Raw genomic sequence first — 25,687 nt, 5'->3', positions numbered from 1 at the left:
CAGGCCAAAATCCCAGCGTAGCGAGGTATATCGCTGAGCGACCCAATTCATCGGCACAATTTACAGAGCTGTTTCACTACAGTGCCCGAGCCAGCTCGGCCAGCCAAGCTCGATCGGCAGGTACCCAGTCAACGTCAGGTAAGTCCACAGCGGTCACCCAGCGAAGTGCCTGGTGATCGTCCGGCCGGGGTTCGCCGCGCGCCAGGCTGACCCGGTAGGCGCGCAAGGTCATGCCGGAGTCGAGCACGACGTCAGCGCCGAGGCGCTCCCCCACGGTGATCGCCTCGGTGTCCAGGCCCAGCTCCTCGGCGAGCTCGCGGGCCAGGGCCGCCGGTTCGGTCTCGCCGGGCATCACCTTGCCGCCGGGCAGTTCCCAGCGTCCGGCCAGCTCCGGCGGGCGGCGTCGCTGCGCGATCAGCAGCGCCGGCCCGACGATCACAGCTCCGGCGACGACGACCTGGGTGGGCATGGCGTGTGAGGCTATACCGTCCTACCGTCGGGTATGGCTTTGTTGACCGATGAACAAATCGACGCCGCGCTGACCGACCTCGACGGCTGGGAACACGCCGACGGTGCGCTGCGTCGCGCGATCAAGTTCGACTCGTTTCTGGCCGGCATCGACGCGGTACGGCGGGTCGCCGAGCGCGCCGAGGCGGCGGATCACCACCCCGACATCGATATTCGCTGGCGCACGGTGACCTTCGCGTTGGTGACGCACTCCGAGGGCGGCATCACCGACAAGGACGTGGCGATGGCCGGCGAGATCAACCGGACTTTGGCGAGCTGACCTGCGTGCGGGCCATCCAGGCCAGGGTGGCCACCGCGGCGGCGATGTAGACCAGGCCGGCCCAGGCCAGATACCACGGCCGGCCGTCCTGCCAGATGCTCGGCTGGGCGAAACTGAGCAGCCAGGGCACGCCGATCAGGGTCAGCGCCAGCCAGCCCCAGCCCAGTATCCGGGCGCCGCGGCGATCCGCGTACGGGCCGTGCAGCAGCCAGATCATCGACGGCACCAGCCACACCCAGTGGTGCGTCCAGGAGATCGGCGAGGCCAGCAGCCCGAAGAGTTCGACCACCAGCAGCAGGCCGAGCGGATCGGGCCGGGTGCGGTCGCTGCTCAGCGCGCGCCAGGCCAGCACGGCCAACACCGCGGTGACGGCGACCGCGATCAGCACCAGCGGACCGTAACCCGCGTCATGGCCGAGGATCCGGGAGAGGCCGCCGCGCCAGGACTGGTTGAACGAGGTGCCGATCGGCCCCACCCGGTGGGCGTCGCCGAGCAGTTCGGTGAAGTACCGGCGCGCCTGGTCCCCGGTGGCCCACACCGACACCGCGACAGTGCCGGCGAAGACGACCGCCGAGAACACCGCGGCGGCCCAGCGCCGCACCCCGGCCAGGTACACCCCGGCGATCGCGGGGGTCAGCTTCACCCCGGCGGCCAGCCCCACCAGCAGACCCGACACCCACCACCGGCTGCTGTAAACCGCGTAGAGCACCGCCAGCGCCAGGATCACGTTGATCTGGCCGTAGTCGAAGGTGCTGCGCAATGGTTCGGTCCAGATCCCGGCCGCGGTCCACAGCATCGCGACCCGGCGCCCGGAGGTGGCGGCGACCCCGAGCAGTCGCTGACTGAGCCGGACCACGCCGTAGAGGGCGGCCATGGTGCCGATCTGCCAGAGAAAGGCGACCAGCCCGAAGGGCAGCAGATGCAGCGGATAGAACACCACCGCGGCGAACGGCGGGTAGGTGAACGGCAGCGGGAAGTCGGGCGTCTGGTCGGCGTAGACGTAGTCATACAGCGCGCCGGGGTGGCCTAATGCGGCCGCACCGCTGATGTAGACGTGCAGGTCGACGAAGTTGGCGCCGCGCGGGGTCAGGTAGGTCCAGGCGAGCCGCGCCGCGATGCTGGCCGCCAGCAGTAGCGGGGCCGAGGCGGTCAATCGGTTCGTCCAGGAACGCGCGGCCGGGGGGTCGAGGGTGGTGTCTACGCGCACGACTTTAGCGAACGGCGGCCGGATCACCGTCGCGGCTCGGGTCCATAACGGTCCCATAAATGACACTCGTGTCACTTGAGCCTCACCAGCAACAAGCTAGCTTCGGATTTCGTAGAAGCCACCGCCGACGATTGGGGAAATCATGTCGCGCCTCCGGACGCTGTTCAACGCCACCACGGCGACCGTCGCGGTCGGATCCTCGGCCGCACTGCTCTTCGGCGGTCTCAGCGCGGTTGCTGCAGCCGACCCGGCCGTCCCGGCCCTGCCGCTGCCCACCGCGGGCTTTCCCGGCCTGCCCGCGCTCGAGCAATTGAGCCCGGTGATCCAGCAGGCGGCCGCCGACCCGACCGGGGCCACCTCGCTGCTGGCCGCCGCTGCCGCCGCGTTCGCCGGAAACTCCTCCGCGCCGGCCAATTCCCGGCAGGTGGCCGACTCGGTGGCGCAGTTCGTGCAGACACCGCCGGAAGCCATGTTGTCCAGTGAGCACGTGCCGACGGCCGGATCGGCGCCGGGCTTGGTGGCGCACCTGCCCAGCGGTGTGGACCCCGCCAAGTCGGTGGGACCGGTTCCGCAGGCCGCGCCGAGCGCACCGGAAGCCGTCCCGGCGCCGCCGGAGGCCGCCGGCGTCGCCGCACCGCCTGCCGAAGCCGTCCCGGCCGAGGCTGCCGCACCCGAGGCGACACCGGCCGCCGCCAATCCCGGATTCGGCCCGGACGCCCCGCCGACCCAGGACTTCATGTACCCCTCGATCGGCCAGAACTGCCTGGCCGACGGCGGCAACGTCATCGCCACCGCACTCTCGGTGGCCGGCCCGGCTACCATTCCCACCCCTGGTCCGAAGCCCGGCCAGACCGCCTACGTCTTCACCGCCGTCGGCACCCCCGGCCCGGCCGAGACCCAGAAGCTTCCGCTGAACGTCACCTGGGTCAACCTGACCACGGGCAAGTCCGGCAGCGCTACCCTGCAGCCGCGCTCCGACATCAACGCGGACGGGCCGACGACGCTGACCGCGATCGTCGACACCGGCTCGGGCAGCATCATGTCGACGATCTTCGGTCAGGTCAGCACCAAGGACCACCAGTGCAACTTCCTGCCGACCATCGGCTCGACAGTGGTGCCGTAAGGCCCCAGTAGGCCATGCCTCCAACGCCGAGACCGACGTTTTGCAGGAGTGCTCCCGGGCACTTTCCCTGCAAAACGTCGGTCTCGTGCTATCGCACGGACAGCGTCAGTAGGCCATGAACAAGATGGCGTCCCGGTCGTAGCTCATACCGGGGTGCGCATCCGCGAGATGCTTCTGGGTCAGGTCGACCAGGTCGTCTTCGTCCTTACCGACGATGGCCTCGCCACACGGACAGTTCAGATGGGTCTTCACGTCGCCGCCTTTCCGCTCTCGCGTGCTTGTTTTGCCGCCTGTTTCTGCGCTTTCTTGGTGGACCGTACCTGTTGCAGCGACGCCGCATCGACGACATCGGCGATCGACAGACGGGTGTCGGCACCGCCGTACGCCCCGGCGGCCTCCCGCCACCCCGGCGGGGTCACGCCGTACTGCTTGCCGAGCAAGGCCACAAAGATCCGCGCCTTCTGCTCACCGAAGCCGGGCAACGCCTTGAGCCGCTTGTACACCTGGGCGCCATCGGGCTCGCCGGCCGTCCACAGCGCGGCCGTGTCGCCGCCGTACTGGTCGACGATGGCTTGCGCCAACGCTTGCACGCGGCCTGCCATCGATCCTGGAAAGCGATGCACCGCAGGCTTTTCCGCACACAGGGCGGCGAACTCCTCGGGGTCGCGTCCGGCGATCTCGTGCGGGTCGAGGCCACCCATCCGGTCAGCGATCTTCTTCGGCCCGGCGAACGCGACCTCCATGGGTATCTGCTGGGAAGTGTCAACACGATTACGAGCGAGGCGGTCGGCGATCTTCTTGGGTCCCGCAAACGCCTGTTCCATAGGTATTTGCTGATCAAGCAGCATGCCCGTGAGCAAGGCAAACGGATCTACCGAGAGAAGTTCGTCGGCCTCAGGATCTTGAGCGAGGCAGAGTTTCGCAGTCACGCAAGAAGCCTAAGGCGGCTTCGGTGGCCTACTCCGTTCAACTAACACAGAACGGCTGTTTTAGCGGCTTGAGGTCGCCTGTCAGAGGTGCTTGCTAGTCTCCGACGAACGCAACGAACAGCAGGTTGACAGGGAGAATCCAGCGTGACTCAACCATCGCCAGCGCCAGGGTGGTACCCAGACCCATCGGATCCGGCGAATCAGGTCTATTGGGACGGGAACGCTTGGAGCGCACCGAGGCGGATAGCCGAGCCTGTCACCAATGAATCGAGCTTAGGGAGAAGGACCGCGATCGCCATTGGCGTCTGTGTCCTCTTGGGCATCGGGGTCGTGATGTCGATGCAGTCGGCGAGCCTCCTGACCGGCACCGGTCCGATATGGACGGGGGTCGGGTTCGTCGCAGCTGGCACGGCTGTGGCGTTCTTCCTCGGTGCTGCGAAGTGGGTTCGCGTACTGGCTGTCGTACTACTCGCGCTGTCCTTGTTCAACGGGTTCTACATGGAGAAGCTGCTCTCGGACAAGCGCGATGAGCTGTCGCGGGTCTTCGACAACTAGAACTTGTCGTCAGCGGAGTTTGAAACTACCCCGCCAACTGTGGGATAGGCGGATGCGGACTAATGAGCAAGGACGCTCTTAAGCCGAAACTTGAGGCCGGTACTCACCGCGTGACTTGGACGCTGTCTAGGCCACCCGAGGCCAGTACGTGGGAAGTATCGGGCGAGGCGGAACTGATGGGGCTGAGGCAACCACGAGGTCTCGTTTTCGGAACTGCACCCACGAATTGGACCACCGATGAGGCGACCGGCCATAGCCAGACGGGGTGGCCTCAACACTTCGACTACCCGCTTGTCTACGGGGAGATGAACGGTGGGCTCGACATCCTCTTGCTAGACGCCCGCCTCACCGTCTATGGCGAGAAGTCCCGCACCGGCATCATGAACTTCGCTGGCGCAAATGCGTATTTCGACACATGGGCGGCGCTCGTCGGACCGGGTGCCCCCACTCAGGTCGAGTCGCTGTTGATCGATTCTGGCGTTATTCAGGTGCCCCACCTCGAAGCGTTTGCAGGCAAGAGCCCGATCGCCGAACAGCGTTTTCTGCTCGATGACCTCTACGAGCAAGAGAAACCAGAATACGCCGCGACAATCGATAAGGAGAGCCGTCAGACCTGGCAGGACGAGAGCGCGGAAGTTTCTCTCTACTACCAACTTTCGATCGATGTTGGCGGTTGGTACAGCTTTGGTATTGCCGCCAGCCCAGTCGTATATGTTAAGTTGACCACTCCAGTTCCGTTGTCCGACTTCTTGACTCAATGGGCATGGCCTTTACGTGAGATTGTTGCCGCCGCAACAGGCAGAAGAGAGGACATTAACTATCTGACATGCTCTCCCGTATTCGATGGCGATGCGCGATCACCAGAATTACGGCAGTTTCAACTATTCAACGCTTCGGTCTCTCAGAAACCGTACACGTCAGAAAATACGTTGCGCAATAAAGATATTTCAGCAATTCGGATCTCGGAGGGCGAATCGCTCCTGGCGCTGCTTCGGCGATGGCAAGCCCTGGCAGCCAGTGAGAATCCCATTCTGAATACTTACGACATGAACGCTGTGGGACCAAGTCAACACCCTCGGGCCCGGTTTCTACTGCTGCTTCAGGCGCTTGAAGGTCTTCACGGGTATGAGTATCGAGGTGAAATCGATGAACGGCAGACCAAGCACGCAGGGCTCCGCGAACCCATCCTGAGTCGATGCAAGAGCGCACTCGCAGAACTGCCTGATGACTTCAAGTTCCTCAAGAAGTTTCTGCGGAAACAGCCTCTTGAGACCTTCGATGCGGCAATCCGCAAGATGCTGGCGACGTTGCCAGTCAATCTTGAACCCGAACTGGAAGAGAGCGCACTTGTAAGATCGGTTCGCTCCGAGAACGAGACCGTCAAAACGACCCTCGACGCTATTCGAATCGCTCGAAACGGCCTATCTCACGGAACGAAGGCATACGAAAAGCGAGAGCTGGCAGAAGCCGCGAACATCCTAGAGCGGGCGGTACGTGGTCACCTGCTTCGCCTTCTCGAAGCCTCTCCAGAAGCGATCGAGCGCGTGCTTTCGCCGGAGGATTGACCACTTCGCCGACAGCCGGGTAGCGCTCCTGCCTTCTACAGGTGTCTCGGAGCTGGCGCGTCCGCCCCGCAGGGGTCTACCCCGGCCAGCCAACGGGTTCCGTTGGTCCGTGTCGGTGGAGTATGCAACCGTGTACTCGACAACGGGCGCAGGCAGTTCCAGGAGACAGGCATGAGACGTGTAGCGGCAGCTCTTATCGCAGCGATGGCTTGCGCCCTCGCCTTGGCCGCCACGGCCGGCGCGATACCGGAGCAGGGCACCCCGGAATTCGACGCCTACATGCAGGGCCTGGAACGCAACGGGTTCAACCTGAATCCCGACACCGCGTGGCGGGTGGCCCACCAGTCGTGTGAGGGCGGTCTTCCGGGCCTCATCGGCTGGGAACTCACCGCGCAGGGAGTCGTCGGCCCCGGAGCCGGCCAGCGGCTGATGGATGTGGCCCGCCAGTACGCCTGCCCGGTGCAGTAACTATCCGCTCTTGCGCCGGAACTCCCGGCGGCTCTCCAGCGGGCCGTGCGATCTGGGCTGCTTGGCGCCGGCGTCCTTGTGGTCGGAGCCGCCCGCCGACTTCGCCTTCTTGCGCTCCAGGGCCTCGCGGAACTTGCGCTTGTTCTCGTCTGCGGCGGAATCTGATTCGGGCATGACCGGAGCGTAGCTCAGCGGATGCCCGGCGGCATGCCGTACAGGTGCGTGATCGGCAACGTCAGCAGCACGCGGCGATCGGTCACCATCGCCTCGCGGTACTCGTCCCAATCCGGGTGCTCGCCGCCGATGTTGCGGTACAACGCCACCAGCGCCTCGACGGTGTCGTCGCCGGGAGCCGCGGCCGGCGGCGTCAGCTGCGCATCCCCTTCGGCGACGGCATAGGACCAGCCGTCGTCGGAACTGACCAACAGCGAGGCCCTCGGATCGCGACGCAGGTTGCGGGTCTTGGCCCGCGGTTCGGTGACCGACACCTGCACCGCGACCGCGCGCGGGTCGAAGTGATACTGCACGTTCGACAGTTGCGGACGCCCGTCGCGTTTGACGGTGGCCAGCACGCCGAGCGAGTTCCCGCTGATCACTGCCAGCAACTTGTCGTCGAATACCTGGCGTCCCATGCCGGAAGCGTACCGATTGAAGCCGGTGTGCGCCGTCGTTACTATCGCGCAGATGACCCGGTACGCGGCGTTACTATCGCGCAGATGACCCGGTACGCGGCGTTCTTACGCGGCGTCAACGTCGGCGGCGTCAACCTCAAGATGGCCGACGTTGCTGCCGCACTGACCGAGGCCGGCTTGGCCGAGGTCCGCACCGTTCTCGCCAGCGGCAACGTGGTGCTGGAATCACCGAAGGGTGCCGCGGCGGTGCGCAGCACCGTGGAAGCCGTCCTGGGTAAGCGCTTCGGCTACCCGGCCCGGGTGCTGGTCTACGACATCGACACGGTGCGCGACATCGTCGCGGCTTACCCGTTCGAACCGGAGGTCGCCGGCTCTCACTCCTATGTCACCTTCGTCGCCGACGAGGCGGCGCTGGCCGAGCTGTCCGCGCTCGCCGACGAGACCCGGACCGGCCCCGGCGAAAAGATCGCGCCGGGCGACGGGGTGATCTATTGGCAGATCCCCAAGGGCAACACCCTGGACAGCACCGTGGGCAAGACGATGGGCAAGAAGCGGTACGCGGCGTCGACCACGACCCGCAACCTGCGCACCTTGACCAAGACGCTGCGCTGAACCGCCACCGGTAAGGTCGCACAGGTGAGCCAGGCACAGAAAGTCACCCTGACCGGCGTCTCCGAGACCGCGTTGCTGACCCTGAACGCGCGAGCGACCGAGGCCCGCCGTCCCGACCGGATCATCAACGATCCGATGGCGGTCCGGCTGGCGGACTCGATCGACTTCGATTTCGCCAAGTTCGGCTCGACCCGCCAGGACATCGCCGTGCGCGCACTGGGCATCGACACCGAGGCGCTGCGCTTCCTTCGCCAGCACCCGACGGGCACCGTGGTGGCACTGGCCGAGGGCTTGCAGACCAGCTTCTGGCGGATCAGCGAAGCGGTTGAGGATCCGCAATTCCGTTGGCTCACCGTCGATCTGCCGCCGATCATCGAGATCCGCGAGCGACTGCTCCCGGCAGAGTCGCGGGTCTCGGTGTGCGCCCAGTCCGCACTGGACTACAGCTGGATGGACCGCCTCGACACGTCTGACGGAGTGTTCATCAGCGCCGAGGGCCTGCTGATGTACCTGCAGCCCGAGCAGTCGCTGGGCCTGATCGCCGAGTGCGCCCGCCGTTTTCCGGGCGGCCGGATGATCTTCGACCTCCCGCCCGCCTGGATCGGCTGGCTGCTCCGTCACGGCGTGCCGACATCGCTGCGCTACCGGGCGCCCTCGATGCCGTTCACCCTGTCCGCCGCCGACAGCGCCAAGCTGGTGGACACCGTGCCCGGCGTCCGGGCGGTCCACGATCTGCAGCTGCCGCGGGGCCGCGGGTGGCTGTTCAACACTGTGCTACCCACCATCTACGGGCTGCGTTCCCTCGCCGACGCGCGCCCGTCGCTGACCCTGCTGGAATTCGGCTAAGAACCGCCGACGTTGTCGAAGGCCACGTCGAGGTAGCGCAACGCGTCGGCCTTGCCGAGGCCGACCGCGCGGGCCGCCGCGACGAAAGCGCCGGCGGCCGCCGTCATGGCCGCACCGGTCGGGTCGCTGCTCGCCACGAAAGTGCCGAAACGGCCGCGGGTTTCGACGACCCCGGCGGTCTCCAGCTCCCGGTACGCGCGGGCCACCGTGTTGACCGCCAGGCCCAGCTGACCGGCCAACTCGCGCACCGTCGGCAACCTGGTTCCCGCCGGCAGGGCGCCTTCGCGGACCGCCTCGATCATTCGTGTCCTGACCTGCTCGAACAACGGAGCGCCCGGCTGCGCATCGATCCCCAGCAGTTCCGTGAAGTCCATCGACCCAGTATCCCGGCTATGTTGGTGGCGTGCAGGTGGCGGTGTTCAGCGGCGCGGGGATCTCAGCGGAGAGTGGGGTGCCTACCTTCCGTGACGACAAGAACGGCCTGTGGTCGCGCTACGACCCCTATGAGGTGTCCAGCATCGACGGCTGGAACCGGCACCCGGAACTGATCTGGGGTTGGTACCTGTGGCGCCATCACCTGGCCAGCCGGGTCGGACCGAACGCCGGCCATCGCGCGGTCGCGGACTGGGAGCAGCATGCCGAGGTCCAAGTCATCACCCAGAACGTCGACAATCTGCATGAGCGTGGCGGCAGTTCCACGGTTCACCATCTACACGGCAGCATGTTCAAATTCCGTTGCGCGGAGTGCGATCACCCCTACACCAAGAAACTGCCGGAGATGTCGGAGCCGCAGCTGGAAGTGGCCCCGCCGGTTTGCGGCTGCGGCGGATTGATCCGCCCCGACATCGTCTGGTTCGGCGAAAACCTGCCGGAGGGCCCGTGGAGCGCCGCGATCGGGGCCATCGACGCCGCCGATGTGCTGGTCGTGGTGGGAACATCTGCCGTGGTCTATCCGGCGGCCAGCCTGCCCGAGTTGGCGCTGGAGCAGCGCAAGACCGTCATCGAGGTCAACCCCGAAGCGACGCCGTTGTCCGCCAGAGCCACGGTGAGCATCCGCGAGACCGCCTCGGCGGCATTACCCGGCTTGCTGCAGCGGCTGCCCTCGCTGTTGGGTTAGCGCGGCTCAGGCCGGGCGGTTGGCACGACCCAGCGCGAACTCCGACACCGGTACCGGCGCCCACGCCGGAAACTGATGGCCGCGCCGGGATGTCCCGACGGTGAAGCCGGCGTCGGTGATCATCTGCTCGGTGTCGCGGTGGGTATGACAATTCCCGAACAGCTTCGGCCAGATCGTGGCATCGGCCAGTCGCTGCAGCCCGCCCCGCGCCCCGGCGCTGGCGACATGCTCGAAATAGCGCAGCTCTCCGCCGGGCTTGAGCAACGCGAGCAGTTGCCGCAGCACCTCGCGGGGCTGCTCGACCGAGCACAACACCAGGGAGCACACGATCGCATCGAACGGTTCGCCGGCATCCAGCGCCTCGACGGTGCTGGCCACGACGCTCACCGGCACCGGCGCCGTGGCCGCCGCTTGACTGGCGGCCTCCCGCAGCCGCGACTCCGGCTCGGGGGCGACAACCTCGGTGACGGTCTCGGGATAGAACGCGAAGTTGCTTCCGGTGCCCGCCCCGACCTCCAGCACCCGCCCGGACAGACCCTCCAGGTTCTCCCGGCGCCGATCCCGCAGCCAGTCGGTCTCGCGACTCGACATGAACGTCCAGATCCGAGCGAACAGCGGGTTGTCCAAGGTCGAAGGTGATGTCATGGGGCCACCCTAGCGTCTCAGCGGTGTGGCCCGGCCGTACCGGCGTGCACGCAAAAAGCACAGTCCCAGCCGAAAAGACCGGCAAAGGCTACCCGCCGGTAGTATTGCCACAGTTTCCCGAAACGTGACTCAATGATCCCTTAATAGTGACCCATACGCTCAGTGTCATGTGGATCGACGACTCAAGTTCCGACGTCATCAAGGTCGACTTCGAGGCCCTGTACCACGGCGATGTCCTGGTCGAAGGCGACACCTCCGAGCAGCTCGACGACTGGCATCCGCTGGCCAGTTGAGTGACGGGCGCCGCGGCAGCGGCGCCTTTCACTATCGCGTGATTGCGCGCTGGCGGCCGCCCATCCGGCGGGCCCCTCAGCTACGGCTGATCATGCGCGACAGCGAACGCATCGCTTGACGGCTCGCCGCGTGCCGCACCCGCTGGATCACCGGCTGCCGGTTCTGCTGGCCACCCGTACCGAGCCGCGGGAAGGCTCACTCACCCAAATAGCTCCAGCCCCGCAACCGCTCGGCGATCTCGCCGAGATCAGCCAGCCCACCGGTGGCAACGGCGATCACGAACTCGAACCGGTCGTCCTCGGGCGCGCTGATCCCCACCTCGTTGATGGCGAGAAATGTCCGGCAGGCAGTCCAGGCCAGCCGCTTGTTACCGTCGACCAGCGCGTGATTGCGCGCCAGCGACTGCATCAGTGCGGCGGCCTTGACGTGCAGGTCCGCGTAGGCGTCCTCGCCGAACACCGACGCACGCGGCCGAGCCAACGCCGATTCGAGCAGGCCGTAATCGCGGACCGCGACGTCTTCGCCGACGGCCGCGCGGGCGATCTCAAGCAGGTCCTCGAGATCCAGGTACTCGATCATGCGTCCTTCAGACGCTCCAGAACCCCTGCTTCCTCACGAACGACTCGCTGCAATGTCTCGGAGACCTTGGCCTTATGCGTCCGGCGCGCGATGTACTCATCGATAGCCGCCAATGCGACGGCCTGCATCGATCGGCCCTCTGCGGCAGCCTGCCGCCGCAACGCCTCGGCCTGCTCGTCGCTGGTGCGCAGCGTCATGCCCATGACCAGCATGATACCGGATTGATACCGCCTGGGTTAAGCCACGTTCTCCTCGTCCTCGTCCTCGAGCATGCCGCCCAGCCGGTCGCTGATGATCTCCTCGGCCTCGGCCACGATCCGCGACACCAACTCGCCGACGGTCGGGATGTCGTTGATCAGCCCCATCGCGGTGCCCACTGACCAGATCCCGGCCTCAACGTCGCCGTCGTCGAAAACCTTGCGGCCCCGGACCCCGGCCACCAACTCCTGCACATCGGGGAACTGCCCGCCCTTGTCGAGGATGTCGACGACCTCGCGCGAGACGGTGTTGGACGCCACCCGGGCGGTGTTGCGCAGCGGCCGGAAGATCAGCTCGGTGCCGCGCTCGTCGCCGGCGACGATGGCTTCCTTGACGTTCTGGTGGATGCACGATTCGACGGTGCACATGAACCGCGAGCCCATGTTGATGCCGTCGGCGCCGAGTGCCAGGGCAGCGACCAGGCCGCGGGCGTCGGCGAAGCCGCCGGAGGCGATCATCGGGATCTCGATCTGGGCGGCCGCGGCCGGGATCAGCACCAGACCGGGGATGTCGTCCTCGCCGGGATGGCCGGCGCACTCGAACCCGTCGATGCTGATGCCGTCCACGCCGAGGCTCTGCGCCTTGACCGCGTGCCGTACCGAGGTGCACTTGTGCAGCACCTTGATCCCGTTGTCGTGGAACATCGGTAGGTGCGGCGCCGGGTTGGACCCGGCGGTCTCGACGATCTTGATGCCGGCGTCGACGATCACCTGCCGGTACTCGTCATAGGGCGGCGGGTTGATCGTCGGCAGGATGGTCAGGTTCACCCCGAACGGCTTGTCGGTCAGATCCCGGGTCTTGGCGATCTCGTTGGCCAAATCGGCCGGGGTGGGCTGGGTGAGCGCGGTCAGGAACCCCAGCGCCCCCGAGTTCGCCACCGCCGCAACCAGTTCCGCACGGCCCACCCACTGCATGCCGCCCTGGGCGATGGGATGCTCCACACCGAACGTCTCGGTGAATTTCGTTGTTAGGGACATGTGGACTCCTTGCTGTGCTTGATGCTCTTCGCGCAAGCGCTCATCGCGGTGCCATTCGGATCGCGCCGTCGAGGCGGATCACCTCGCCGTTGAGCATCGGGTTGCTGATGATGTGCTCGGCCAGGGCGCCGTACTCGTCGGGGTCGCCGAGCCGGGCCGGGTGCGGCACCTGCCCGCCGAGCGAACGCTGCGCCTCCTCGGGCAGCGAACCCAGCAGCGGGGTCTTGAACAGCCCCGGGGCGATGGTGCAGACCCGGATCAGGTCGCGGGAGAGGTCCCGCGCGATCGGCAGGGTCATGCCGACCACGCCGCCCTTGGACGCCGAATAGGCGGCCTGGCCGATCTGACCGTCGAACGCGGCCACCGAGGCGGTGTTGATGATGACGCCGCGCTCCTCACCGACCGGTTCGGTCTTGGCGATGCGCTCGGCGGCCAGCCGCAGCACGTTGAAGGTGCCGATCAGGTTCACCTGCACCACCTTGGTGAACTCCTCGATCGGGAAGGCGCCGTTTTTGCTCAGCGTCTTGATCGCGTTGCCGATGCCCGCGCAGTTGACGTTGATTCGCAACGGCCCCAACGACTCAGCGACATCCAGCGCCGCGGTGACCGCCTCGGGGTCGGTGACGTTGGCCTCGGCGAACCGGGCCCGGTCCCCCAACTCCGCCACGGCGTCGGCGCCGCGCAGGTCGACCACCACCACCTGCGCGCCGGCGTCGAGCAGGCGTTTCGTCGTCGCCAAACCGAGCCCAGAGGCACCGCCGGTGACGACTGCCACCGCATCCTTGATCTGCACCGTGTCATCCCTTCGTCAACCAACCAGCCGGTTGGTCGGGACTATACCCAGTCGCTCAGGATGGTGTCGTTGTCGGCCCCCAATACCGCCGGCGGCGTCGGGACGTCGGGGACGCTGCGGGAGAACCGCGGCGCCGGCATGGGCTGCAGGGAACCGTCGGCCTCGTAGAAGGTGTCGCGCTCGGCGACATGCGGGTCCGAGAGCACCTCATTGAAGGCCAGGACCGGTGCGACGCAGGCGTCGGAGTCGGCGAACACCTTGGCCCAGTGGTCCCGGTCGTGCGCCGCGAACGCCGTGGTGAACACCTCGCGCAGCTCCGGCCAGCGGCTCTTGTCGTTCTGCTCCGGCACCGCGGCCGGGTCCAGGCCCAGCTTGGCCAGCAGCTCGGCGAAGAACTGCGGCTCGATCGAACCCACCGAGACGTAACGGCCGTCGGCGCACTCGTAGGTGTCGTAGTAGGGGGCGCCGGTGTCGAGCATGTTGACGCCGCGCTCGTCGCTCCACATGCCTTGGGCACGGAAGCTCCACATCATCGCCCCGAGCATGCTCGAGCCGTCGACCATGGCCGCGTCGATCACCTGCCCCTTGCCGGAGCTCTGCCGCTCCCACAACGCCGACAAGATGCCGACCAGCAGGAACATCGAACCGCCACCGAAATCGCCGACCAGGTTCAGCGGCGGCACCGGGCGCTCCCCCGCGCGGCCGATCGAGTGCAGGGCGCCGTTGAGCGAGATGTAGTTGATGTCGTGACCGGCCTGCAGTGCGCGCGGTCCGGTCTGCCCCCAGCCGGTCATCCGACCGTAGATGAGCTTGTCGTTGACCTTGGCGCAGTCCTCCGGCCCCAAACCGAGCCGCTCGGTGACGCCGGGGCGGAAGCCCTCGATCAGCACGTCAGCCTTGGCGACCAGGGCGAGCACCAGGTCGCGGCCCTCCGGCGACTTCAGGTCGGCGGTCACCGACCGCCGGTTGCGCAGCATGGTGTCCTTCGACGCGCCGCCACCGAATTTCGGCGGGCGGTCCACCCGAACCACGTCGGCACCCAGGTCGCCGAGAATCATCGCCGCGTGCGGCCCCGGTCCGATCCCGGCGAGTTCGATGACCCGCAGCCCCGCCAGTGGTCCCGCCATGTCTGCCTCCTCGTCGTCTGCACCTGTGATGTGCATCCTAAGGTGAGTGCCATGACGACAATCGACTCCGGCATCGACACCCTGGCCCCAGTGGAGGGCCTGACCGTGACTTTGGCCGACGGGGTGCTCTCGGTGACCATCGACCGCCCGGACAGCCTCAACTCGCTGACCACCGGCGTGCTGGCCGGTATCGCCGACGCCATGGAGGGCGCCGCCCGCGATCCGCGGGTGCGCGCGGTGCGACTCGGCGGGGCCGGCCGCGGGTTCAGCTCCGGCGCCGGGATCAGCGCCGAGGACGCATCGGACGGCGTGCCGACGGAGATCATCGTCGAGGCCAACCGCGCCATCCGCGCGATCGCCGCGCTGCCGCGGCCGGTGGTGGCCGTGGTGCAGGGCCCGGCCGCCGGTGTCGGGGTGTCGCTGGCTTTGGCCTGCGACCTGGTGCTGGCGTCGGACAAAGCGTTTTTCCTGTTGGCGTTCACCAAGATTGGGCTGATGCCCGACGGTGGCGCCTCGGCGCTGGTCGCCGCGGCGATCGGCCGGATCCGCGCCATGCGGCTGGCGCTGCTGGCCGAACGGCTGCCGGCCGCCGAGGCTTTGGAGTGGGGCTTGATCAGTGCGGTGTACCCGGCCGAGGACTTCGACGCCGAGGTGGACAAGGTGCTGGCCGGGTTGCTGGCCGGTCCGGCGGCGGCCTTCGCCAAGACCAAGCACGCCATCAACGCCGCGACGCTGACCGAGCTGGACGCGACGCTGGACCGCGAATACGTCGGCCAGTCGATTCTGTTGGACGCCCACGACTTCCGCGAGGGCACCCGCGCATTTCAGGACCGGCGCACGCCGAAGTTCACCGACTCCTGAGCGGCTACCTGCCAAAGATCGGCGGCAGCGCGAGCACCATCATCAGCCCCCACACCAAATGCGTCAGCACCGGGGCCAGCACGCCGCCGGTGGCCCGGCGCTCGATCGCACAGACGGTGCCGAGCACCAGCGCGGCGACACCGATCATCAGATTGCCGGCGGCCATCATCGCCGCGATATAGAGCAGCGTCGACAACACCAGCGGGTAGCGGCGGCCGAACGCACTGAAAAGCGCACCGCGGAAGAACATCTCCTCGGCGACCGCATTGACGATGGCGATCAACACCACCAGCCGCCAGGACACCTGCGTGGTGTAGTCGAGGATCGCGGTCACCTGGTCGGCCAGCGGCGGGATCTGCTGCACCGCCAGCCCGCCGAGCAGGAAGACCCCGCCGAGCACCAAGCCGACACCGGTGCCGGTGAACACCGGCCGCTCGTTGCGGCCGCGGAAGCGCACCGCGCCCAGGTGCAGCGGACCGGCCACGACCGCCCCCACCGACCAGACCGCCGCCAGGGCCAGCGACAGCCAGTAGAACGCGGCGTCGCCCGGGTTCTTGGTGTGCATCGACGCCAGGACGGCGGCACCGAGCAGCACCACCACCGAGACCACGACACGACGACGGTGCACGACGGACCGCGGCTCGTGATACGGCGCGGAGACCTTGGTGAAGATGTCGGTGAACTCGCGCAGCAGGCCGGGCCGGGCCGAACTGGTCTGGGTCATGATCCAAAACCTAGCGGCCGAACGGCAGTCGGTGGCCTGATTGCGTCAGTTCGCCCGGTGGACTTCGATCAGCCGGCGGTAGGCCGCGGCGTTGTGCCGGTTATTGCGGATTTCGGCCTCGCTGAGCTCCCGTCGCACCCGGCCCGGCACCCCCGACACCAGTGATCGGGGCGGCACCACCATGCCCTGCGGGATGACGGCACCGGCCGCGATCAGGGAGCCGGCACCCACCACGGCACCGTTGAGGATGATCGCGCCCATCCCGATCAGGGAGTCGTCCTCGATGGTGCAGCCGTGCAACACCGCGTTGTGCCCGACGCTGACCCGGGCGCCCACCCAGGCCGGGAACTCCTTGTCGACGTGGACGGTCACCCCGTCCTGAATGTTGGTGTCGACACCGATCTCGATGGGCTCCACCTCGGCGCGCAGCGTCGCCGAATACCAGACACTGGCTCGGGCGGCCAGGTGGACCTGCCCGATCAGGCTGGCGTTCGGCGCCACCCACGACTCCGGGTGCAGCTGCGGGGCGCGACCGCGAATGGGGATGATCAGCGGCTCGGGCACGTCGCTCAACGCGCCTTCCACACCGGGGCACGCTTCTCGGCGAACGCCCGTGGACCCTCCTTGGCGTCCTCGGACTTCAGCAGCGCGCTGAACTCCCGGCCGGTTCGGGCCCAGTCGGCCGCCTCGCCGGGGATGGCGCCGTCCTCGACGCCGTAGGCAATCCGCTTGGTGGCCCGCACCGACAGCGGCGCGTTGCCGGTGATCTGTTCGGCGAGTTCCAGGGCGGCCTGCAGTGCCCCGCCGTCATCGACCACCCGGTTGACCAGTCCCCAGCGGCCGGCGTCGGCAGCCGAGATCGGCTCCCCGGTGTAGAGCAGCTCCTGGGCGATCTTGCGGGGAAGTTGATCGATGATGCGGAACACTCCGCCGGCACCGGCGAGCAGGCCGCGTTTGACCTCGGGCAGCCCGAACTGAGCGCGCTGTTCGGCGACCACTAGGTCGCTGGCCAGAGCGATCTCGGTGCCACCGCCCAGCGCGGTGCCGTTGACGGCCGCGATGGTCGGCTTGTCGATGAAGTGCTGCACGTAGCCGGCGAAACCCCACTCGGGGTGGTCGGGGTGGTAGATGTTCTCCCGGTTGGCGATCGCCTTGAGATCGGCTCCGGCACTGAACGATTTGTCGCCGGCGCCGGTGAGCACCACCGCGCGCACCTCATCGTCGTCCTGCGCCTGCGCCAGGGCGTCACCGATGCCGGCGCTGACCGCGCCGTTGATCGCGTTGCGGGCCTCAGGCCGGTTGATCGTGATCAGCAGTACGTTTCCGCGCCGCTCGACGAGAACGGCCGCCTCACTCACAGCAGCTCCAAGATGGTGGCGTTAGCCTGGCCGCCGCCCTCACACATGGTCTGGAGCCCGTAGCGAATCCCGTTGGCCCGCATGTGATGCAGCATGGTGGTCATGATCCGGGCGCCGGACCCGCCGAGCGGGTGACCGAGCGCGATCGCTCCGCCGTTGGGGTTGAGCTTCTTCGCATCGGCGTTGATGTCGGCGAGCCAGGCCATCGGTACCGGCGCGAACGCCTCGTTGACCTCGAACACCCCGATGTCGTCGACGCTCAGACCGCTGCGCTGCAGCGCCTTCTGAGTCGCCGGGATCGGGGCGGACAGCATCATCACCGGGTCGGCACCGGCCAGCGTCGCGGTGTGCACCCGCGCCAGCGGGGTCAGCCCCAGTTCCTTGGCCTTGGTCGCCGACATGAACAGCAGCGCTGCCGCCCCGTCGGAGATCTGGCTCGAGTTGCCGGCGTGGATGACGCCGTCCTCTTTGAAGGCCGGCTTGAGCTGAGCCATCTTCTCGATGGTGGTGCCGCGGCGGATGCCCTCGTCGGCGCTGATCACGTTGCCCTCGGCATCCTTAATCCCCACGATCTCGTCGGTGAACGCGCCGGAATCCTGTGCTGCGGCGGCCTTTTCATGCGACGCCAGTGCGAACTCGTCCAGGGCGGTGCGGTCCAGACCCCAGCGTGACGCCATCATCTCTGCACCGATCCCCTGGTTGGGGGTCTGGGTGTAGCGGTTGCGGAACGCCTCGGGGTAGGGGTGCCCGCCGTTAGCCAGCGAGGAGCCCATCGGGGTGCGGGACATCGACTCCACGCCTCCGGCGACGACGACGTCGTAGTGCCCGGCGACCACACCGGCGGCGGCGAAGTGCACCGACTGCTGGCTGGAGCCGCACTGGCGGTCCACCGTCACCCCGGGCACGGTCTCGGGCCAGCCCGCGGTTAGCAGTGCGGTCCGGCCGATGTCCAGGGCCTGCTCACCGGCCTGCATGACACAGCCCCAGATCACGTCGTCGACCAGGGCCGGGTCCACCCCGGCGCGGCCGACCAACCCGTTGAGTACCTGGGCGGACAGTTCGGCCGGGTGCACCCCGGACAGTCCGCCGTTGCGCTTGCCGATCGGCGAGCGCACCGCTTCTACGATGACGGCTTCGGCCATGGGTGCTCTCCTTCATCAACGAGGGTCCTTGACGACGATTGTCAACCAACCCACCGAAGGCACCCGCGGGCGGGGTGGCCGGCCCCTGCTCAGCCGACCGGATCGAACTCCAGGTGCAGGTCCTGCAGGCCCCGCATGATGAAGGTCGGCTCGTAGTTGTATCGGCGCGCGTCGGGCGGGCCGTGCCGCTCCTCGCAGATGCGGATATTGGCCATCCGGTCCAGGATGCGGTTCAGCGAGATCCGGCCCTCGGCGCGGGCCAGCGGCGCCCCGGGGCAGGAGTGCACCCCGCGCCCGAACGCCACATGCTCACGCACGTTGGGCCGATCGAGCCGGAAGTCGTCGGGCTGCTCGAACTTGCGCGGGTCGCGGTTGCTGGCACCGGGCAGCAACATCACCGTGGTGCCGGCGGGCACCGTCGTCTCCCCAACCGTCGTGGTGGTGCGCGCCATCCGGAAATGCGATTTGACCGGGCTCTCGGTCCGCAACGCCTCCTCCAAGAACACCGGAATGCGGCTGCGGTCGTCGCGCAGCAGCGCCTGAATCTGGGGCTGCTCGGCGATCACCCGCAAGCCGGCGCTGAGCAGTTTGACGGTGGTCTCCTGACCGGCGGCGAACAGGAAGGTGGCAACGCGCACCACGTCGATGATCTCCGGCGTGGACCCGTCCTGATATTTCGCCTGGGCCAGCTCGGTCAGCACGTCCCCGCGCGGTTGCTCACGCCGGTTTTCGATGTAGGCGTAGAACGTGTCGTCGAGCCACTGCAGCGGGTTGTGGGATACCGGATCGTCGTCCAGGGAGCCCACGTGCTCGCCGGCCATCACCCGGCGGAATTCTTGATGGTCGGCGGTGGGCACCCCGAGCAGGTCGGCGATGACCAGCATCGAGAACGGTTTTGCGTAGTCCTCGATGAACTCGGTGCTGCCGCCGGCGACGAACTTGTCGAGCTGCTCGTCGGCCAGCCGCCACATGAACTCCTCGTTCTCCTTGAGCCGCTTCGGGGTGAGCAGCCGGCTGAGCAGCCCGCGGGTGCGGGTGTGTTCCGGCGGGTCCTGGGTGACGATGTGCTCACTCATCGGAATCTCGGCCCGGTGCGCCTCGATCAGGTCGCCGACATCGTCGCCAACGGCTTCGAACGACAGCCCGGAGAACGGACCCGCGACCGACACGCACGCGGAAAACGCCGGATCCTTGTACACCGCAAGCGCTTCGGCGTGCCCGGTCACAGCGAGCACGCCCTGATGCGGTTCGTGCACGACCGGGCACTTGGCCCGCAGATGGTCGAAATACGGGTACGGGTTGGGGATCAACGATTGGTCAGTGAAGAAGTCGACCGACTCGAAGTCGCTCATTGGGAGCCTCCTGCGTTAGTCACTGCACCATCTCGGTGACGGCGGTCACCTGGGCGTCGGAAAGGTTCATGATCTCCTCGAGGTTCTCGGCGATGTCCTCGACGGTCAGCGGTGACTTGGTGATTCCCACCGAGCGGACCACGGCGATCCGCGCGACCCCGCCCATCCCGATCTGCAGCACCTCGCCGTTGAGCGGACAATCTTCGTGGGCCAGGAATGCCGCTGCCGGAGCACATAATTCGGGAGGCATGCTGGCATTGATGGTGTCCATGATCTCTTTGGGAATGGACAGCTGGGCCGCCACGGAGTCCGAATGCGACGCGGACATGCGGGTGTAGGCGCGCGGCGCAACGGCGTTGACCCGGATGCCGTGCGCGCTGCCCTCGGTCGCCAGATTGCGGGTCAGGCCGAACACCGCGCCTTTGGCGGCGCCGTAGCTGCTCAGCTCGGAGATGCCGCCCAGCATGGCTTCGGAGACCGTGTTGACGATGCGGCCATAGCCCGCCGCGACGAAGTGCGGCCAGGCGGCCCGGGCGACCAACAGGCTGCCGAAGTAGTGCACGTCGATCATGCTGCGGAACTGCTCGACCGTCAGCTCGCCGAACAGGCCGGGGTCATGGATGCCGGCGTTGTTGACCACCACGTCGATCCGGCCGAACCGCTCGATCGCGGTGTCGACGACGGCTTGTGCGCCTTGGGGTTCGGCGACCGAGGCGTAGCAGGCGACGGCGTGGCCTCCGCCGGTCGTGATCTCTTGCACCACCTCGTCGGCCGGTGTCGACGACGGGGCACTGCCGTCGATGCCGACGCCGTAGTCGGCCACCACCACCCGGGCGCCCTTGGCCGCCAACAACATGGCGTGGCTGCGCCCCACCCCGCGCCCGGCGCCGGTGACGACGGCGACACGTCCGTCAAACCGCAGCGGGGTCATAGGGCATCGAAGAGCACCGGCAGCGAGGTCGGTGAGCGGAACACCTGGCCGCGGATGTGCGGGTCGCCCCCGTCGGGGTCCAGCCGAAGGTTCGGCAATCGGTCGAACATCACCCCGAGCGCGTCGCGCATCTCCATCCGGGCCAGGTGGCTGCCGAGGCAGACGTGGGCGCCGTGGCCCCAGGACACGTGGACTTTGGATTCGCGGAAGATGTCGAACAGGTTGGGATTGGGATAGCGGTCGTCCTGACGGTTGGCCGCCCCCAGCATCGGCATCACCGCGGAGCCGGCCGGAATGGCAACCCCGCCCAGCTCGGTGTCGCAGCTGGCCACCCGGGTGATGGTCAGCAGTGGGGCGTCCCAACGCACCCCCTCTTCGATGGCCTGGGGCAGCAGCGACCGGTCGGCGCGCACGGCGTCGAGTTGATCGGTGTGGGTGAGCAGCGCGAACAGCAGGTTGCCCAGCGAGCGGTAGGTGGTCTCGATACCGGCCGGCAACAGCAGCCGCAGAAACGAGAAGATCTCCTCGTCGGACAGCTTCTGCCCGTCGATCTCGGCGTCGGCCAGCCGGCTGATCAGATCGTTGCGCGGCTCGGCCCGGCGGGCGGCCAGGATCGGGGCGAAATAGTCGCGCAGGGCGAGCGACGCGGCCCGGCCGCGCTCGGGGTTGATGGTGAAGGACAGCAGCGAGATGGACCAGCGCTGGAATTGCTCGTAGTCCTGCTCGGGCAGGCCTAGTATCCGGGCGATGATCCGGGTCGGATATTCGAAGTTGAACTCCTTGACCAGGTCGGCGTGGCCGCGATCGGCGAACCGGTCGATCAGCAGGTTGGCCACCGGTAGCACCAACTCGTGCTCCCAGCCGGCCACCGCTCTCGGCGAGAACGCCTTGGACACCAGTGCGCGGTGCCGGCCGTGGACCGGCTCGTCCATGCCCAGCATCACCTGCTCGCCGAGCACGTCGCCGAAGGTGTCGATGATGATCGATGACGAGAAGGTCTCGTTGTCGCGCAACATCTTCAGCACGTCCTCGTGGCGGTACACCATGAACACCGGCTTGGATTCCTCGTGCGGCATCCCGGACATGTCGATGCGCTGCACCGGTTCCTCCCGGCGCAACCGGGCCAGTTCGGTGTAGGGATCGCGCACATCCCCGGAGACCACGTCGTCGAAGGCGCCGAAGTCCTCCAGGTCGTCGAACAGTTGCACAGTTGCTCCTTTTACCCGGCAGGTTGATTCGGCGGTCCAGCTTCGGCTCTCCTCCGTCGAGCCTCGCTAACCGCCGGGTTGATTCGGCGGTCCAGCTTCGGCTCTCCTCCGTCGAGCCTCGCTAACCGCCGGGTAGGCGACCGATTTGATCTCGGTGTACTGGTCGAATCCGGCAACGCCGTTCTGGCGGCCGACGCCACTGGCTTTGTAACCGCCGAACGGGGTGTCGGCGCCGTAACCGGCGGCGCCGTTGATGCCCAGAAAACCCGCGCGCAGCCGTTTGGCCACCGCCAGCGCGTGATCCAGCGAACCCGACATGACGTTGCCGGCCAGCCCGTAGCGGCTGTCGTTGGCGATCCGCACCGCCTCGTCCTCGTCGTCGTAGGGAATGACCGCCAGCACCGGGCCGAAGATCTCCTCCTGGGCGATGGTCATGGCGTTGTCGACATCGACGAACAGCGTTGGCTTGACGAAGAATCCGCGATCCAGCCCGTCCGGCGCCTCGGCTCCCCCGACCAGCATCCGGGCGCCTTCGGCGATGCCCTTGTCGATGTAGCCGCGGATGCGGTCGCGCTGCTTGGCCGAGATCACCGGACCGCACAACGTCGACGGATCCTGTGGGTCGCCTGGGGCGACCCCTTCGTAGATGCCCTGCAGGATGGCCACGCCTTCGTCGTAGCGCGACCGCGGCAACAGTAGGCGGGTCGGGTTGGCGCAGCCCTGGCCCGCGTGCATGCATGGCGCAATGCCCATCATGCAGCCCAACGCCAGGTCGGCATCCTCGAGCACGATCGTGGCGGATTTGCCGCCGAGTTCGAGGAAGAGCCGCTTCATGGTCGCGGCGCCTTTTTCCATGATTCGTTGTCCCACCGCGGTGGATCCGGTGAACGAGATCATGTCGACTTTGGGCGACAGCGTCAGTTCCTCGCCGATCAGCGGATCCGCTGCGGTGACCACGTTGACGACACCTGCTGGGATATCGGTGTTCTCGGCGATCAACCGGCCCAGTCGGGTGCCGTTGAACGGGGTGTCCGGGGCGGGTTTGAGCACGACGGTGTTGCCGGTCGCCAGCGCCTGGCCGATCTTGTGGATGGTGACCTCGAACGGAAAGTTCCACGGCACGATGGCCCCGACCACGCCGACGGCCTCCCGCCAGACCTTGCGGGTGGTGTTGGCCCCGGTCACCGAGACGAACGCGTCGCCCAGCGACGTCTCCCACGGGTAGTCATCGATCAGCTGCGCCGGGTAGGTCAGCGCATCAGAGAGCGGTGCGTCGAGCTGCGGGCCGTAGGTGATCGCCCGTGGGCAACCGACTTCGGCGATCAGTTCCTCCCGCAGCTGCTCCTGCTCGGCTTCCAAAGCTTCCTGCAGTTGCCGCAGACAGCGTTGCCGGAACGCCGGATCGGCCGACCAGTCGGTGTCGTCGAAGGCGCGCCGGGCCGCGTCGATGGCCCGCTGCATATCGGCTGCGGAGGCGTTCGCGACCTCCCCGATGACCTCTTCGGTGGCCGGGTTGATGTTGGTGAACGTGCCGGCTTGTCCGTCGACGAGTTTGCCGTCGATCATCATCCGGGGTTCGGGGCGTTCAGCCATTCTCATCCTTCGTCAACGACCCGAACCGCGGCAGGCCCATCATCAGTCGGATCATCTGGTGTAGCCCGGCTGCGGAAAGTAACCGGTTGGCGGCCAACAGCATTCGCGCGTCGGGGCCGACCGGGCGTCGCACGAAGGGAGCACCGGACTCCAGTGCCTTGGCCAGTCCGGTCGCGAACCGCTGCGGCGAGCGGGCCGCGACCTTCATCGCCAAGCGGCCCCGTTTGTCCATCGTGGCGTGGTGGCGCGCATACGGCCCGGCGAAGTCGCGGCAGTCGGTGGTGCCGGCGTCGGTGATGATCTCGGTGTCATAGGTTCCGGTCACCAGAATCGTGACCCCCAGGCCGAACGGGGCGATTTCGCAGGCCAGCGATTCTCCCCACCGTTCCAGTGCGCCCTTGGCCGCGGAGTAGGCCGCGGTCGCGGGCATCCCGCGCACACCGCCCTGGCTGGACACCAAGACGATGCGCCCGCGTCCGGCCGCCCGCATCGTCGGCAGCAGCGCGTTGGTCAGTGCCACCGGACCGAACACCGAGGTGGCAAACATGCGCTCCCACAACTCGGCCGGGGTCTCCTCGGCCATCCCCGCCGCCGAGATCCCGGCGTTGTGAACCACGGCATTCGGGGCGCCGACCGCTGCTTCGACGGCCTTGGCCGCCGCGGCCACCGAGGCGGCATCGGTCAGATCTAGCGGGATCCCGATCAGCCGGGCATCGTCGTCGCCGGCGCCGGTAGCCTCTCGCAGGGCGGGCAATCCCCGTTCCGGTGATCGCATCGCGGCCACCACGCGCCAACCGTTGCGGTACAGGTGCGCCGCTGACGCGAACCCGAGCCCGCGCGACGCGCCGGTGATGACGACGCTGCGCGGATCAGCCATTGCCCGGTCCACAGCGGTCGCCGTCCGCGCCCAACTCGACGTCCGGCCGCCCGTCGGGTTGACCGCTCAGCCAGGTCGACCAGATGCCCACCGAGTACGGGCCGGGCTGGCCTTGCTTCTCGTAGAAGCCTTGCGGGTCATAGATCTTCGCCTCCGGGTACGGCCAGGCGCAGGCCACGGTGTTGGACAGGTGTGCCGCCTTGACCAAGGCGAAGGTGCCGCCGTAGCAGAAGTAGCCCAGGTTGATCAGCACCAGCATCACGGTGAACATGCCCAGGGTCGGGCGGCCGGCGAAGATCTTCGCCCGCTGTGCCAACTTTTCGGCCACCGTGCGGCCGGTGTCGTCGCGATAGAGCAGCACACCGGCCGGCACCATCACGAAGTTGACCGCGAAGATCTCGAAGATGAACGGGAACTGGTGGGTCTGGCCGACGAAGATCGAACCGAACGGAACCTGGGAGTAGATGTACATCCCGGTCTGCACCAGAGTGATCTCCAGGGCCGCGTCCAGCAGCATCCCGAAGGGCAGGATGCAGAACGCCAGGCTGATCAGCGGGTGGCGCCACACGAAGGAATCGACGGGCCGGCGCGCCTGAATCCGGCGCAGCAGCCAGATCCCCGGGAAGTAGGGCAGCAGGTAGAACATGATGTAACCGAGGACCACGAACGGCTCCACGGTCGGGGACAGTGACACCAGCGGCCAGTCCTCGGGCAGGTGATGCAACTCGGGGTTGTAGACCGCGAACGGCGCCCAGTTCATGATCGGGTCCTGCCAGACGATCAACGTCGTGACGATGCCCATCAGCAACACCGGGTGATAGGGATGCCGGCGCCAGGCGATCACGTAGGTGACGATGATGCCGATCATCACCACGACGGTGAAGGCCTCCAGGACTCCGAGCCAGTGCTCGAACCCGAACAGCACCGGCACCGGCCGCGACGGCGGCGTTTCGGTGACCGCGGAGTTACGAACCCGATCCGAACTCAGGCCGGTTTCGGCGTTGGCGAGCAGGAAGGCCAGGAAGCCGAACCCGGCTGCCGCCCAAGCCCATACCCACGGCGATCCCTTACGGGGTTCCGCGGGTGCGGGGCGTGTCGGCGACGGCGCCGTCTGCTCTGCGGTCATG

33 protein-coding genes and 1 pseudogene are annotated in these 25,687 nt (G+C 67.3%); 11 read left to right on the top strand and 23 right to left on the bottom strand.

All coding sequences use genetic code 11. The features are described 5' to 3' along the window. Window positions 1–76: 76 nt before the first annotated feature. Window positions 77–469, bottom strand: a complete 393-nt coding sequence (locus AC5Y31_RS13680; RefSeq protein ID WP_065025952.1) for a (deoxy)nucleoside triphosphate pyrophosphohydrolase — start codon at window positions 467–469, stop codon at window positions 77–79. Between the two features lie 33 nt (window positions 470–502). Here AC5Y31_RS13680 and AC5Y31_RS13675 point away from each other — a divergent pair, with 33 nt between their 5' ends. Continuing rightward, entirely contained in the window at window positions 503–787 is a 285-nt protein-coding gene (locus AC5Y31_RS13675; RefSeq protein ID WP_065025951.1) for a 4a-hydroxytetrahydrobiopterin dehydratase, read from the top strand. On the opposite strand, the gene AC5Y31_RS13670 is transcribed toward AC5Y31_RS13675, so the two are convergent. Further along, window positions 765–2,051: a mannosyltransferase gene (locus AC5Y31_RS13670; protein ID WP_499980938.1), complete on the bottom strand. Its 1,287-nt coding sequence runs from the start codon at window positions 2,049–2,051 to the stop codon at window positions 765–767. The genes AC5Y31_RS13675 and AC5Y31_RS13670 overlap by 23 nt on opposite strands. Before the next feature lie 85 nt (window positions 2,052–2,136). Between AC5Y31_RS13670 and AC5Y31_RS13665 the strand changes: the two genes are divergently transcribed. Continuing rightward, window positions 2,137–3,117: an Rv1157c family protein gene (locus AC5Y31_RS13665; RefSeq protein WP_065025949.1), complete on the top strand. Its 981-nt coding sequence runs from the start codon at window positions 2,137–2,139 to the stop codon at window positions 3,115–3,117. Between the two features lie 105 nt (window positions 3,118–3,222). Here the strand turns inward: AC5Y31_RS13665 and AC5Y31_RS13660 are convergent, their stop codons facing one another. Then, window positions 3,223–3,369 (bottom strand): hypothetical protein, encoded by a 147-nt coding sequence (locus AC5Y31_RS13660; RefSeq protein ID WP_019737787.1) that lies wholly within the window; start codon window positions 3,367–3,369, stop codon window positions 3,223–3,225. Beyond that, on the bottom strand, window positions 3,366–4,046 hold the full coding sequence (locus AC5Y31_RS13655; RefSeq protein ID WP_499980937.1) for an HhH-GPD-type base excision DNA repair protein: 681 nt from the start codon (window positions 4,044–4,046) through the stop codon (window positions 3,366–3,368). Before AC5Y31_RS13655 ends, AC5Y31_RS13660 begins: the two co-directional genes overlap by 4 nt. 144 nt (window positions 4,047–4,190) lie before the next feature. On the opposite strand from AC5Y31_RS13655, the pseudogene AC5Y31_RS13650 reads away from it, so the two are divergent. The 4 genes and pseudogenes from AC5Y31_RS13650 to AC5Y31_RS13635 form a co-directional block, all read left to right on the top strand. Further along, window positions 4,191–4,289 (top strand): annotated as a pseudogene (locus AC5Y31_RS13650) (DUF2510 domain-containing protein); the annotation flags it as partial. Between the two features lie 90 nt (window positions 4,290–4,379). Next, on the top strand, window positions 4,380–4,601 hold the full coding sequence (locus AC5Y31_RS13645) for a hypothetical protein (RefSeq protein WP_499981074.1): 222 nt from the start codon (window positions 4,380–4,382) through the stop codon (window positions 4,599–4,601). 62 nt (window positions 4,602–4,663) lie between these two features. Then, window positions 4,664–6,166 (top strand): hypothetical protein, encoded by a 1,503-nt coding sequence (locus AC5Y31_RS13640; RefSeq protein WP_499980935.1) that lies wholly within the window; start codon window positions 4,664–4,666, stop codon window positions 6,164–6,166. Between the two features lie 171 nt (window positions 6,167–6,337). Then, window positions 6,338–6,634: a DUF732 domain-containing protein gene (locus AC5Y31_RS13635; RefSeq protein ID WP_499980934.1), complete on the top strand. Its 297-nt coding sequence runs from the start codon at window positions 6,338–6,340 to the stop codon at window positions 6,632–6,634. Here the strand turns inward: AC5Y31_RS13635 and AC5Y31_RS13630 are convergent, their stop codons facing one another. Next, on the bottom strand, window positions 6,635–6,808 hold the full coding sequence (locus AC5Y31_RS13630) for a DUF5302 domain-containing protein (RefSeq protein ID WP_109470841.1): 174 nt from the start codon (window positions 6,806–6,808) through the stop codon (window positions 6,635–6,637). 14 nt (window positions 6,809–6,822) lie between these two features. Beyond that, window positions 6,823–7,266 carry a PPOX class F420-dependent oxidoreductase gene (locus tag AC5Y31_RS13625; protein WP_499980932.1) on the bottom strand — a complete coding sequence of 148 codons (444 nt, stop codon included), beginning with the start codon at window positions 7,264–7,266 and terminating at the stop codon, window positions 6,823–6,825. An 84-nt stretch (window positions 7,267–7,350) separates the two neighbouring features. Here AC5Y31_RS13625 and AC5Y31_RS13620 point away from each other — a divergent pair, with 84 nt between their 5' ends. Both AC5Y31_RS13620 and AC5Y31_RS13615 read left to right on the top strand, forming a co-directional pair. After that, entirely contained in the window at window positions 7,351–7,878 is a 528-nt protein-coding gene (locus tag AC5Y31_RS13620; RefSeq protein ID WP_499980931.1) for a DUF1697 domain-containing protein, read from the top strand. Window positions 7,879–7,902: 24 nt separating this feature from the next. Further along, window positions 7,903–8,724, top strand: a complete 822-nt coding sequence (locus tag AC5Y31_RS13615; RefSeq protein ID WP_499980930.1) for a class I SAM-dependent methyltransferase — start codon at window positions 7,903–7,905, stop codon at window positions 8,722–8,724. Here the strand turns inward: AC5Y31_RS13615 and AC5Y31_RS13610 are convergent. Further along, complete coding sequence (locus AC5Y31_RS13610; protein ID WP_065025943.1) at window positions 8,721–9,098, bottom strand: Rv1152 family transcriptional regulator; 378 nt, start codon at window positions 9,096–9,098, stop codon at window positions 8,721–8,723. The genes AC5Y31_RS13615 and AC5Y31_RS13610 overlap by 4 nt on opposite strands. Before the next feature lie 29 nt (window positions 9,099–9,127). On the opposite strand from AC5Y31_RS13610, the gene AC5Y31_RS13605 reads away from it, so the two are divergent. Beyond that, a complete protein-coding gene (locus tag AC5Y31_RS13605; protein WP_499980928.1) occupies window positions 9,128–9,841 on the top strand; it encodes an NAD-dependent deacylase in 714 nt (237 codons plus the stop codon). 6 nt (window positions 9,842–9,847) lie between these two features. Here AC5Y31_RS13605 and AC5Y31_RS13600 read toward each other — a convergent pair whose 3' ends face one another. Further along, the gene (locus AC5Y31_RS13600; RefSeq protein ID WP_499980927.1) at window positions 9,848–10,486 is read right to left on the bottom strand and encodes a class I SAM-dependent methyltransferase; all 639 of its coding nucleotides are present in this window, start codon (window positions 10,484–10,486) and stop codon (window positions 9,848–9,850) included. Between the two features lie 167 nt (window positions 10,487–10,653). Between AC5Y31_RS13600 and AC5Y31_RS13595 the strand changes: the two genes are divergently transcribed. Further along, window positions 10,654–10,779, top strand: coding sequence for a hypothetical protein (locus AC5Y31_RS13595; protein WP_267887459.1), 126 nt, complete (start codon window positions 10,654–10,656; stop codon window positions 10,777–10,779). A 196-nt stretch (window positions 10,780–10,975) separates the two neighbouring features. On the opposite strand, the gene AC5Y31_RS13590 is transcribed toward AC5Y31_RS13595, so the two are convergent. Genes AC5Y31_RS13590 through AC5Y31_RS13570 form a run of 5 tightly spaced genes read right to left on the bottom strand, consistent with a single transcriptional unit; the run spans window position 10,976 to window position 14,514 of the window. Beyond that, window positions 10,976–11,359 carry a type II toxin-antitoxin system death-on-curing family toxin gene (locus tag AC5Y31_RS13590; protein ID WP_499980925.1) on the bottom strand — a complete coding sequence of 128 codons (384 nt, stop codon included), beginning with the start codon at window positions 11,357–11,359 and terminating at the stop codon, window positions 10,976–10,978. Then, window positions 11,356–11,562, bottom strand: a complete 207-nt coding sequence (locus AC5Y31_RS13585; RefSeq protein ID WP_499980923.1) for a CopG family transcriptional regulator — start codon at window positions 11,560–11,562, stop codon at window positions 11,356–11,358. Before AC5Y31_RS13585 ends, AC5Y31_RS13590 begins: the two co-directional genes overlap by 4 nt. A gap of 33 nt (window positions 11,563–11,595) precedes the next feature. Next, window positions 11,596–12,594, bottom strand: a complete 999-nt coding sequence (locus AC5Y31_RS13580; protein ID WP_499980922.1) for an NAD(P)H-dependent flavin oxidoreductase — start codon at window positions 12,592–12,594, stop codon at window positions 11,596–11,598. 40 nt (window positions 12,595–12,634) lie between these two features. Continuing rightward, window positions 12,635–13,387 (bottom strand): 3-hydroxyacyl-CoA dehydrogenase, encoded by a 753-nt coding sequence (locus AC5Y31_RS13575; protein ID WP_499980921.1) that lies wholly within the window; start codon window positions 13,385–13,387, stop codon window positions 12,635–12,637. A gap of 41 nt (window positions 13,388–13,428) precedes the next feature. After that, on the bottom strand, window positions 13,429–14,514 hold the full coding sequence (locus AC5Y31_RS13570) for a CaiB/BaiF CoA transferase family protein (RefSeq protein WP_499980920.1): 1,086 nt from the start codon (window positions 14,512–14,514) through the stop codon (window positions 13,429–13,431). A 51-nt stretch (window positions 14,515–14,565) separates the two neighbouring features. Between AC5Y31_RS13570 and AC5Y31_RS13565 the strand changes: the two genes are divergently transcribed. Beyond that, window positions 14,566–15,375 (top strand): enoyl-CoA hydratase, encoded by an 810-nt coding sequence (locus AC5Y31_RS13565; RefSeq protein WP_499980918.1) that lies wholly within the window; start codon window positions 14,566–14,568, stop codon window positions 15,373–15,375. A gap of 4 nt (window positions 15,376–15,379) precedes the next feature. Here the strand turns inward: AC5Y31_RS13565 and AC5Y31_RS13560 are convergent, their stop codons facing one another. The 10 genes from AC5Y31_RS13560 to AC5Y31_RS13515 all read right to left on the bottom strand — a co-directional run bounded on the left by AC5Y31_RS13560 (window position 15,380) and on the right by AC5Y31_RS13515 (window position 25,686). Then, window positions 15,380–16,099 (bottom strand): CPBP family intramembrane glutamic endopeptidase, encoded by a 720-nt coding sequence (locus AC5Y31_RS13560; RefSeq protein ID WP_499980917.1) that lies wholly within the window; start codon window positions 16,097–16,099, stop codon window positions 15,380–15,382. Window positions 16,100–16,144: 45 nt separating this feature from the next. Further along, window positions 16,145–16,663 (bottom strand): gamma carbonic anhydrase family protein, encoded by a 519-nt coding sequence (locus AC5Y31_RS13555; protein WP_065025977.1) that lies wholly within the window; start codon window positions 16,661–16,663, stop codon window positions 16,145–16,147. A 5-nt stretch (window positions 16,664–16,668) separates the two neighbouring features. After that, window positions 16,669–17,457: a crotonase/enoyl-CoA hydratase family protein gene (locus AC5Y31_RS13550; RefSeq protein ID WP_065025936.1), complete on the bottom strand. Its 789-nt coding sequence runs from the start codon at window positions 17,455–17,457 to the stop codon at window positions 16,669–16,671. Then, on the bottom strand, window positions 17,454–18,599 hold the full coding sequence (locus tag AC5Y31_RS13545; RefSeq protein ID WP_065025935.1) for a thiolase family protein: 1,146 nt from the start codon (window positions 18,597–18,599) through the stop codon (window positions 17,454–17,456). Before AC5Y31_RS13545 ends, AC5Y31_RS13550 begins: the two co-directional genes overlap by 4 nt. Before the next feature lie 89 nt (window positions 18,600–18,688). Further along, window positions 18,689–19,951 (bottom strand): cytochrome P450, encoded by a 1,263-nt coding sequence (locus AC5Y31_RS13540; protein ID WP_499980915.1) that lies wholly within the window; start codon window positions 19,949–19,951, stop codon window positions 18,689–18,691. A 19-nt stretch (window positions 19,952–19,970) separates the two neighbouring features. Next, complete coding sequence (locus AC5Y31_RS13535) at window positions 19,971–20,882, bottom strand: SDR family NAD(P)-dependent oxidoreductase (RefSeq protein WP_499980913.1); 912 nt, start codon at window positions 20,880–20,882, stop codon at window positions 19,971–19,973. Continuing rightward, window positions 20,879–22,090, bottom strand: coding sequence for a cytochrome P450 (locus AC5Y31_RS13530; protein WP_064854176.1), 1,212 nt, complete (start codon window positions 22,088–22,090; stop codon window positions 20,879–20,881). The genes AC5Y31_RS13535 and AC5Y31_RS13530 overlap by 4 nt, the downstream gene beginning before the upstream one ends. Window positions 22,091–22,156: 66 nt before the next feature. Next, window positions 22,157–23,659 (bottom strand): aldehyde dehydrogenase family protein, encoded by a 1,503-nt coding sequence (locus AC5Y31_RS13525; RefSeq protein ID WP_499981071.1) that lies wholly within the window; start codon window positions 23,657–23,659, stop codon window positions 22,157–22,159. 16 nt (window positions 23,660–23,675) lie between these two features. Continuing rightward, window positions 23,676–24,560, bottom strand: a complete 885-nt coding sequence (locus AC5Y31_RS13520) for an SDR family NAD(P)-dependent oxidoreductase (RefSeq protein WP_499980911.1) — start codon at window positions 24,558–24,560, stop codon at window positions 23,676–23,678. Further along, window positions 24,553–25,686 (bottom strand): spirocyclase AveC family protein, encoded by a 1,134-nt coding sequence (locus tag AC5Y31_RS13515; RefSeq protein ID WP_499980910.1) that lies wholly within the window; start codon window positions 25,684–25,686, stop codon window positions 24,553–24,555. Before AC5Y31_RS13515 ends, AC5Y31_RS13520 begins: the two co-directional genes overlap by 8 nt. Between the last annotated feature and the right edge of the window lies 1 nt (window position 25,687).

It is taken from the genome of Mycobacterium sp. NGS18 (assembly GCF_059813185.1).
This window is presented reverse-complemented; position numbering and strand designations above follow the sequence as displayed.

What these genes read in the sequence shown, in the direction of transcription:
- AC5Y31_RS13680 (WP_065025952.1), bottom strand. Translation starts at nt 469, where the DNA reads ATGCCCACCCAGGTCGTCGTCGCCGGAGCTGTGATCGTCGGGCCGGCG.
- AC5Y31_RS13640 (WP_499980935.1), top strand. Translation starts at nt 4,664, where the DNA reads ATGAGCAAGGACGCTCTTAAGCCGAAACTTGAGGCCGGTACTCACCGC.
- AC5Y31_RS13595 (WP_267887459.1), top strand. Translation starts at nt 10,654, where the DNA reads ATGTGGATCGACGACTCAAGTTCCGACGTCATCAAGGTCGACTTCGAG.
- AC5Y31_RS13645 (WP_499981074.1), top strand. Translation starts at nt 4,380, where the DNA reads ATGTCGATGCAGTCGGCGAGCCTCCTGACCGGCACCGGTCCGATATGG.
- AC5Y31_RS13580 (WP_499980922.1), bottom strand. Translation starts at nt 12,594, where the DNA reads ATGTCCCTAACAACGAAATTCACCGAGACGTTCGGTGTGGAGCATCCC.
- AC5Y31_RS13570 (WP_499980920.1), bottom strand. Translation starts at nt 14,514, where the DNA reads ATGGCGGGACCACTGGCGGGGCTGCGGGTCATCGAACTCGCCGGGATC.
- AC5Y31_RS13625 (WP_499980932.1), bottom strand. Translation starts at nt 7,266, where the DNA reads ATGGGACGCCAGGTATTCGACGACAAGTTGCTGGCAGTGATCAGCGGG.
- AC5Y31_RS13540 (WP_499980915.1), bottom strand. Translation starts at nt 19,951, where the DNA reads ATGAGCGACTTCGAGTCGGTCGACTTCTTCACTGACCAATCGTTGATC.
- AC5Y31_RS13565 (WP_499980918.1), top strand. Translation starts at nt 14,566, where the DNA reads ATGACGACAATCGACTCCGGCATCGACACCCTGGCCCCAGTGGAGGGC.
- AC5Y31_RS13610 (WP_065025943.1), bottom strand. Translation starts at nt 9,098, where the DNA reads ATGGACTTCACGGAACTGCTGGGGATCGATGCGCAGCCGGGCGCTCCG.
- AC5Y31_RS13675 (WP_065025951.1), top strand. Translation starts at nt 503, where the DNA reads ATGGCTTTGTTGACCGATGAACAAATCGACGCCGCGCTGACCGACCTC.
- AC5Y31_RS13665 (WP_065025949.1), top strand. Translation starts at nt 2,137, where the DNA reads ATGTCGCGCCTCCGGACGCTGTTCAACGCCACCACGGCGACCGTCGCG.
- AC5Y31_RS13590 (WP_499980925.1), bottom strand. Translation starts at nt 11,359, where the DNA reads ATGATCGAGTACCTGGATCTCGAGGACCTGCTTGAGATCGCCCGCGCG.
- AC5Y31_RS13635 (WP_499980934.1), top strand. Translation starts at nt 6,338, where the DNA reads ATGAGACGTGTAGCGGCAGCTCTTATCGCAGCGATGGCTTGCGCCCTC.
- AC5Y31_RS13585 (WP_499980923.1), bottom strand. Translation starts at nt 11,562, where the DNA reads ATGGGCATGACGCTGCGCACCAGCGACGAGCAGGCCGAGGCGTTGCGG.
- AC5Y31_RS13630 (WP_109470841.1), bottom strand. Translation starts at nt 6,808, where the DNA reads ATGCCCGAATCAGATTCCGCCGCAGACGAGAACAAGCGCAAGTTCCGC.
- AC5Y31_RS13600 (WP_499980927.1), bottom strand. Translation starts at nt 10,486, where the DNA reads ATGACATCACCTTCGACCTTGGACAACCCGCTGTTCGCTCGGATCTGG.
- AC5Y31_RS13520 (WP_499980911.1), bottom strand. Translation starts at nt 24,560, where the DNA reads ATGGCTGATCCGCGCAGCGTCGTCATCACCGGCGCGTCGCGCGGGCTC.
- AC5Y31_RS13525 (WP_499981071.1), bottom strand. Translation starts at nt 23,659, where the DNA reads ATGATGATCGACGGCAAACTCGTCGACGGACAAGCCGGCACGTTCACC.
- AC5Y31_RS13545 (WP_065025935.1), bottom strand. Translation starts at nt 18,599, where the DNA reads ATGGCCGAAGCCGTCATCGTAGAAGCGGTGCGCTCGCCGATCGGCAAG.
- AC5Y31_RS13670 (WP_499980938.1), bottom strand. Translation starts at nt 2,051, where the DNA reads ATGGGACCGTTATGGACCCGAGCCGCGACGGTGATCCGGCCGCCGTTC.
- AC5Y31_RS13515 (WP_499980910.1), bottom strand. Translation starts at nt 25,686, where the DNA reads ATGACCGCAGAGCAGACGGCGCCGTCGCCGACACGCCCCGCACCCGCG.
- AC5Y31_RS13560 (WP_499980917.1), bottom strand. Translation starts at nt 16,099, where the DNA reads ATGACCCAGACCAGTTCGGCCCGGCCCGGCCTGCTGCGCGAGTTCACC.
- AC5Y31_RS13620 (WP_499980931.1), top strand. Translation starts at nt 7,351, where the DNA reads ATGACCCGGTACGCGGCGTTCTTACGCGGCGTCAACGTCGGCGGCGTC.
- AC5Y31_RS13535 (WP_499980913.1), bottom strand. Translation starts at nt 20,882, where the DNA reads ATGACCCCGCTGCGGTTTGACGGACGTGTCGCCGTCGTCACCGGCGCC.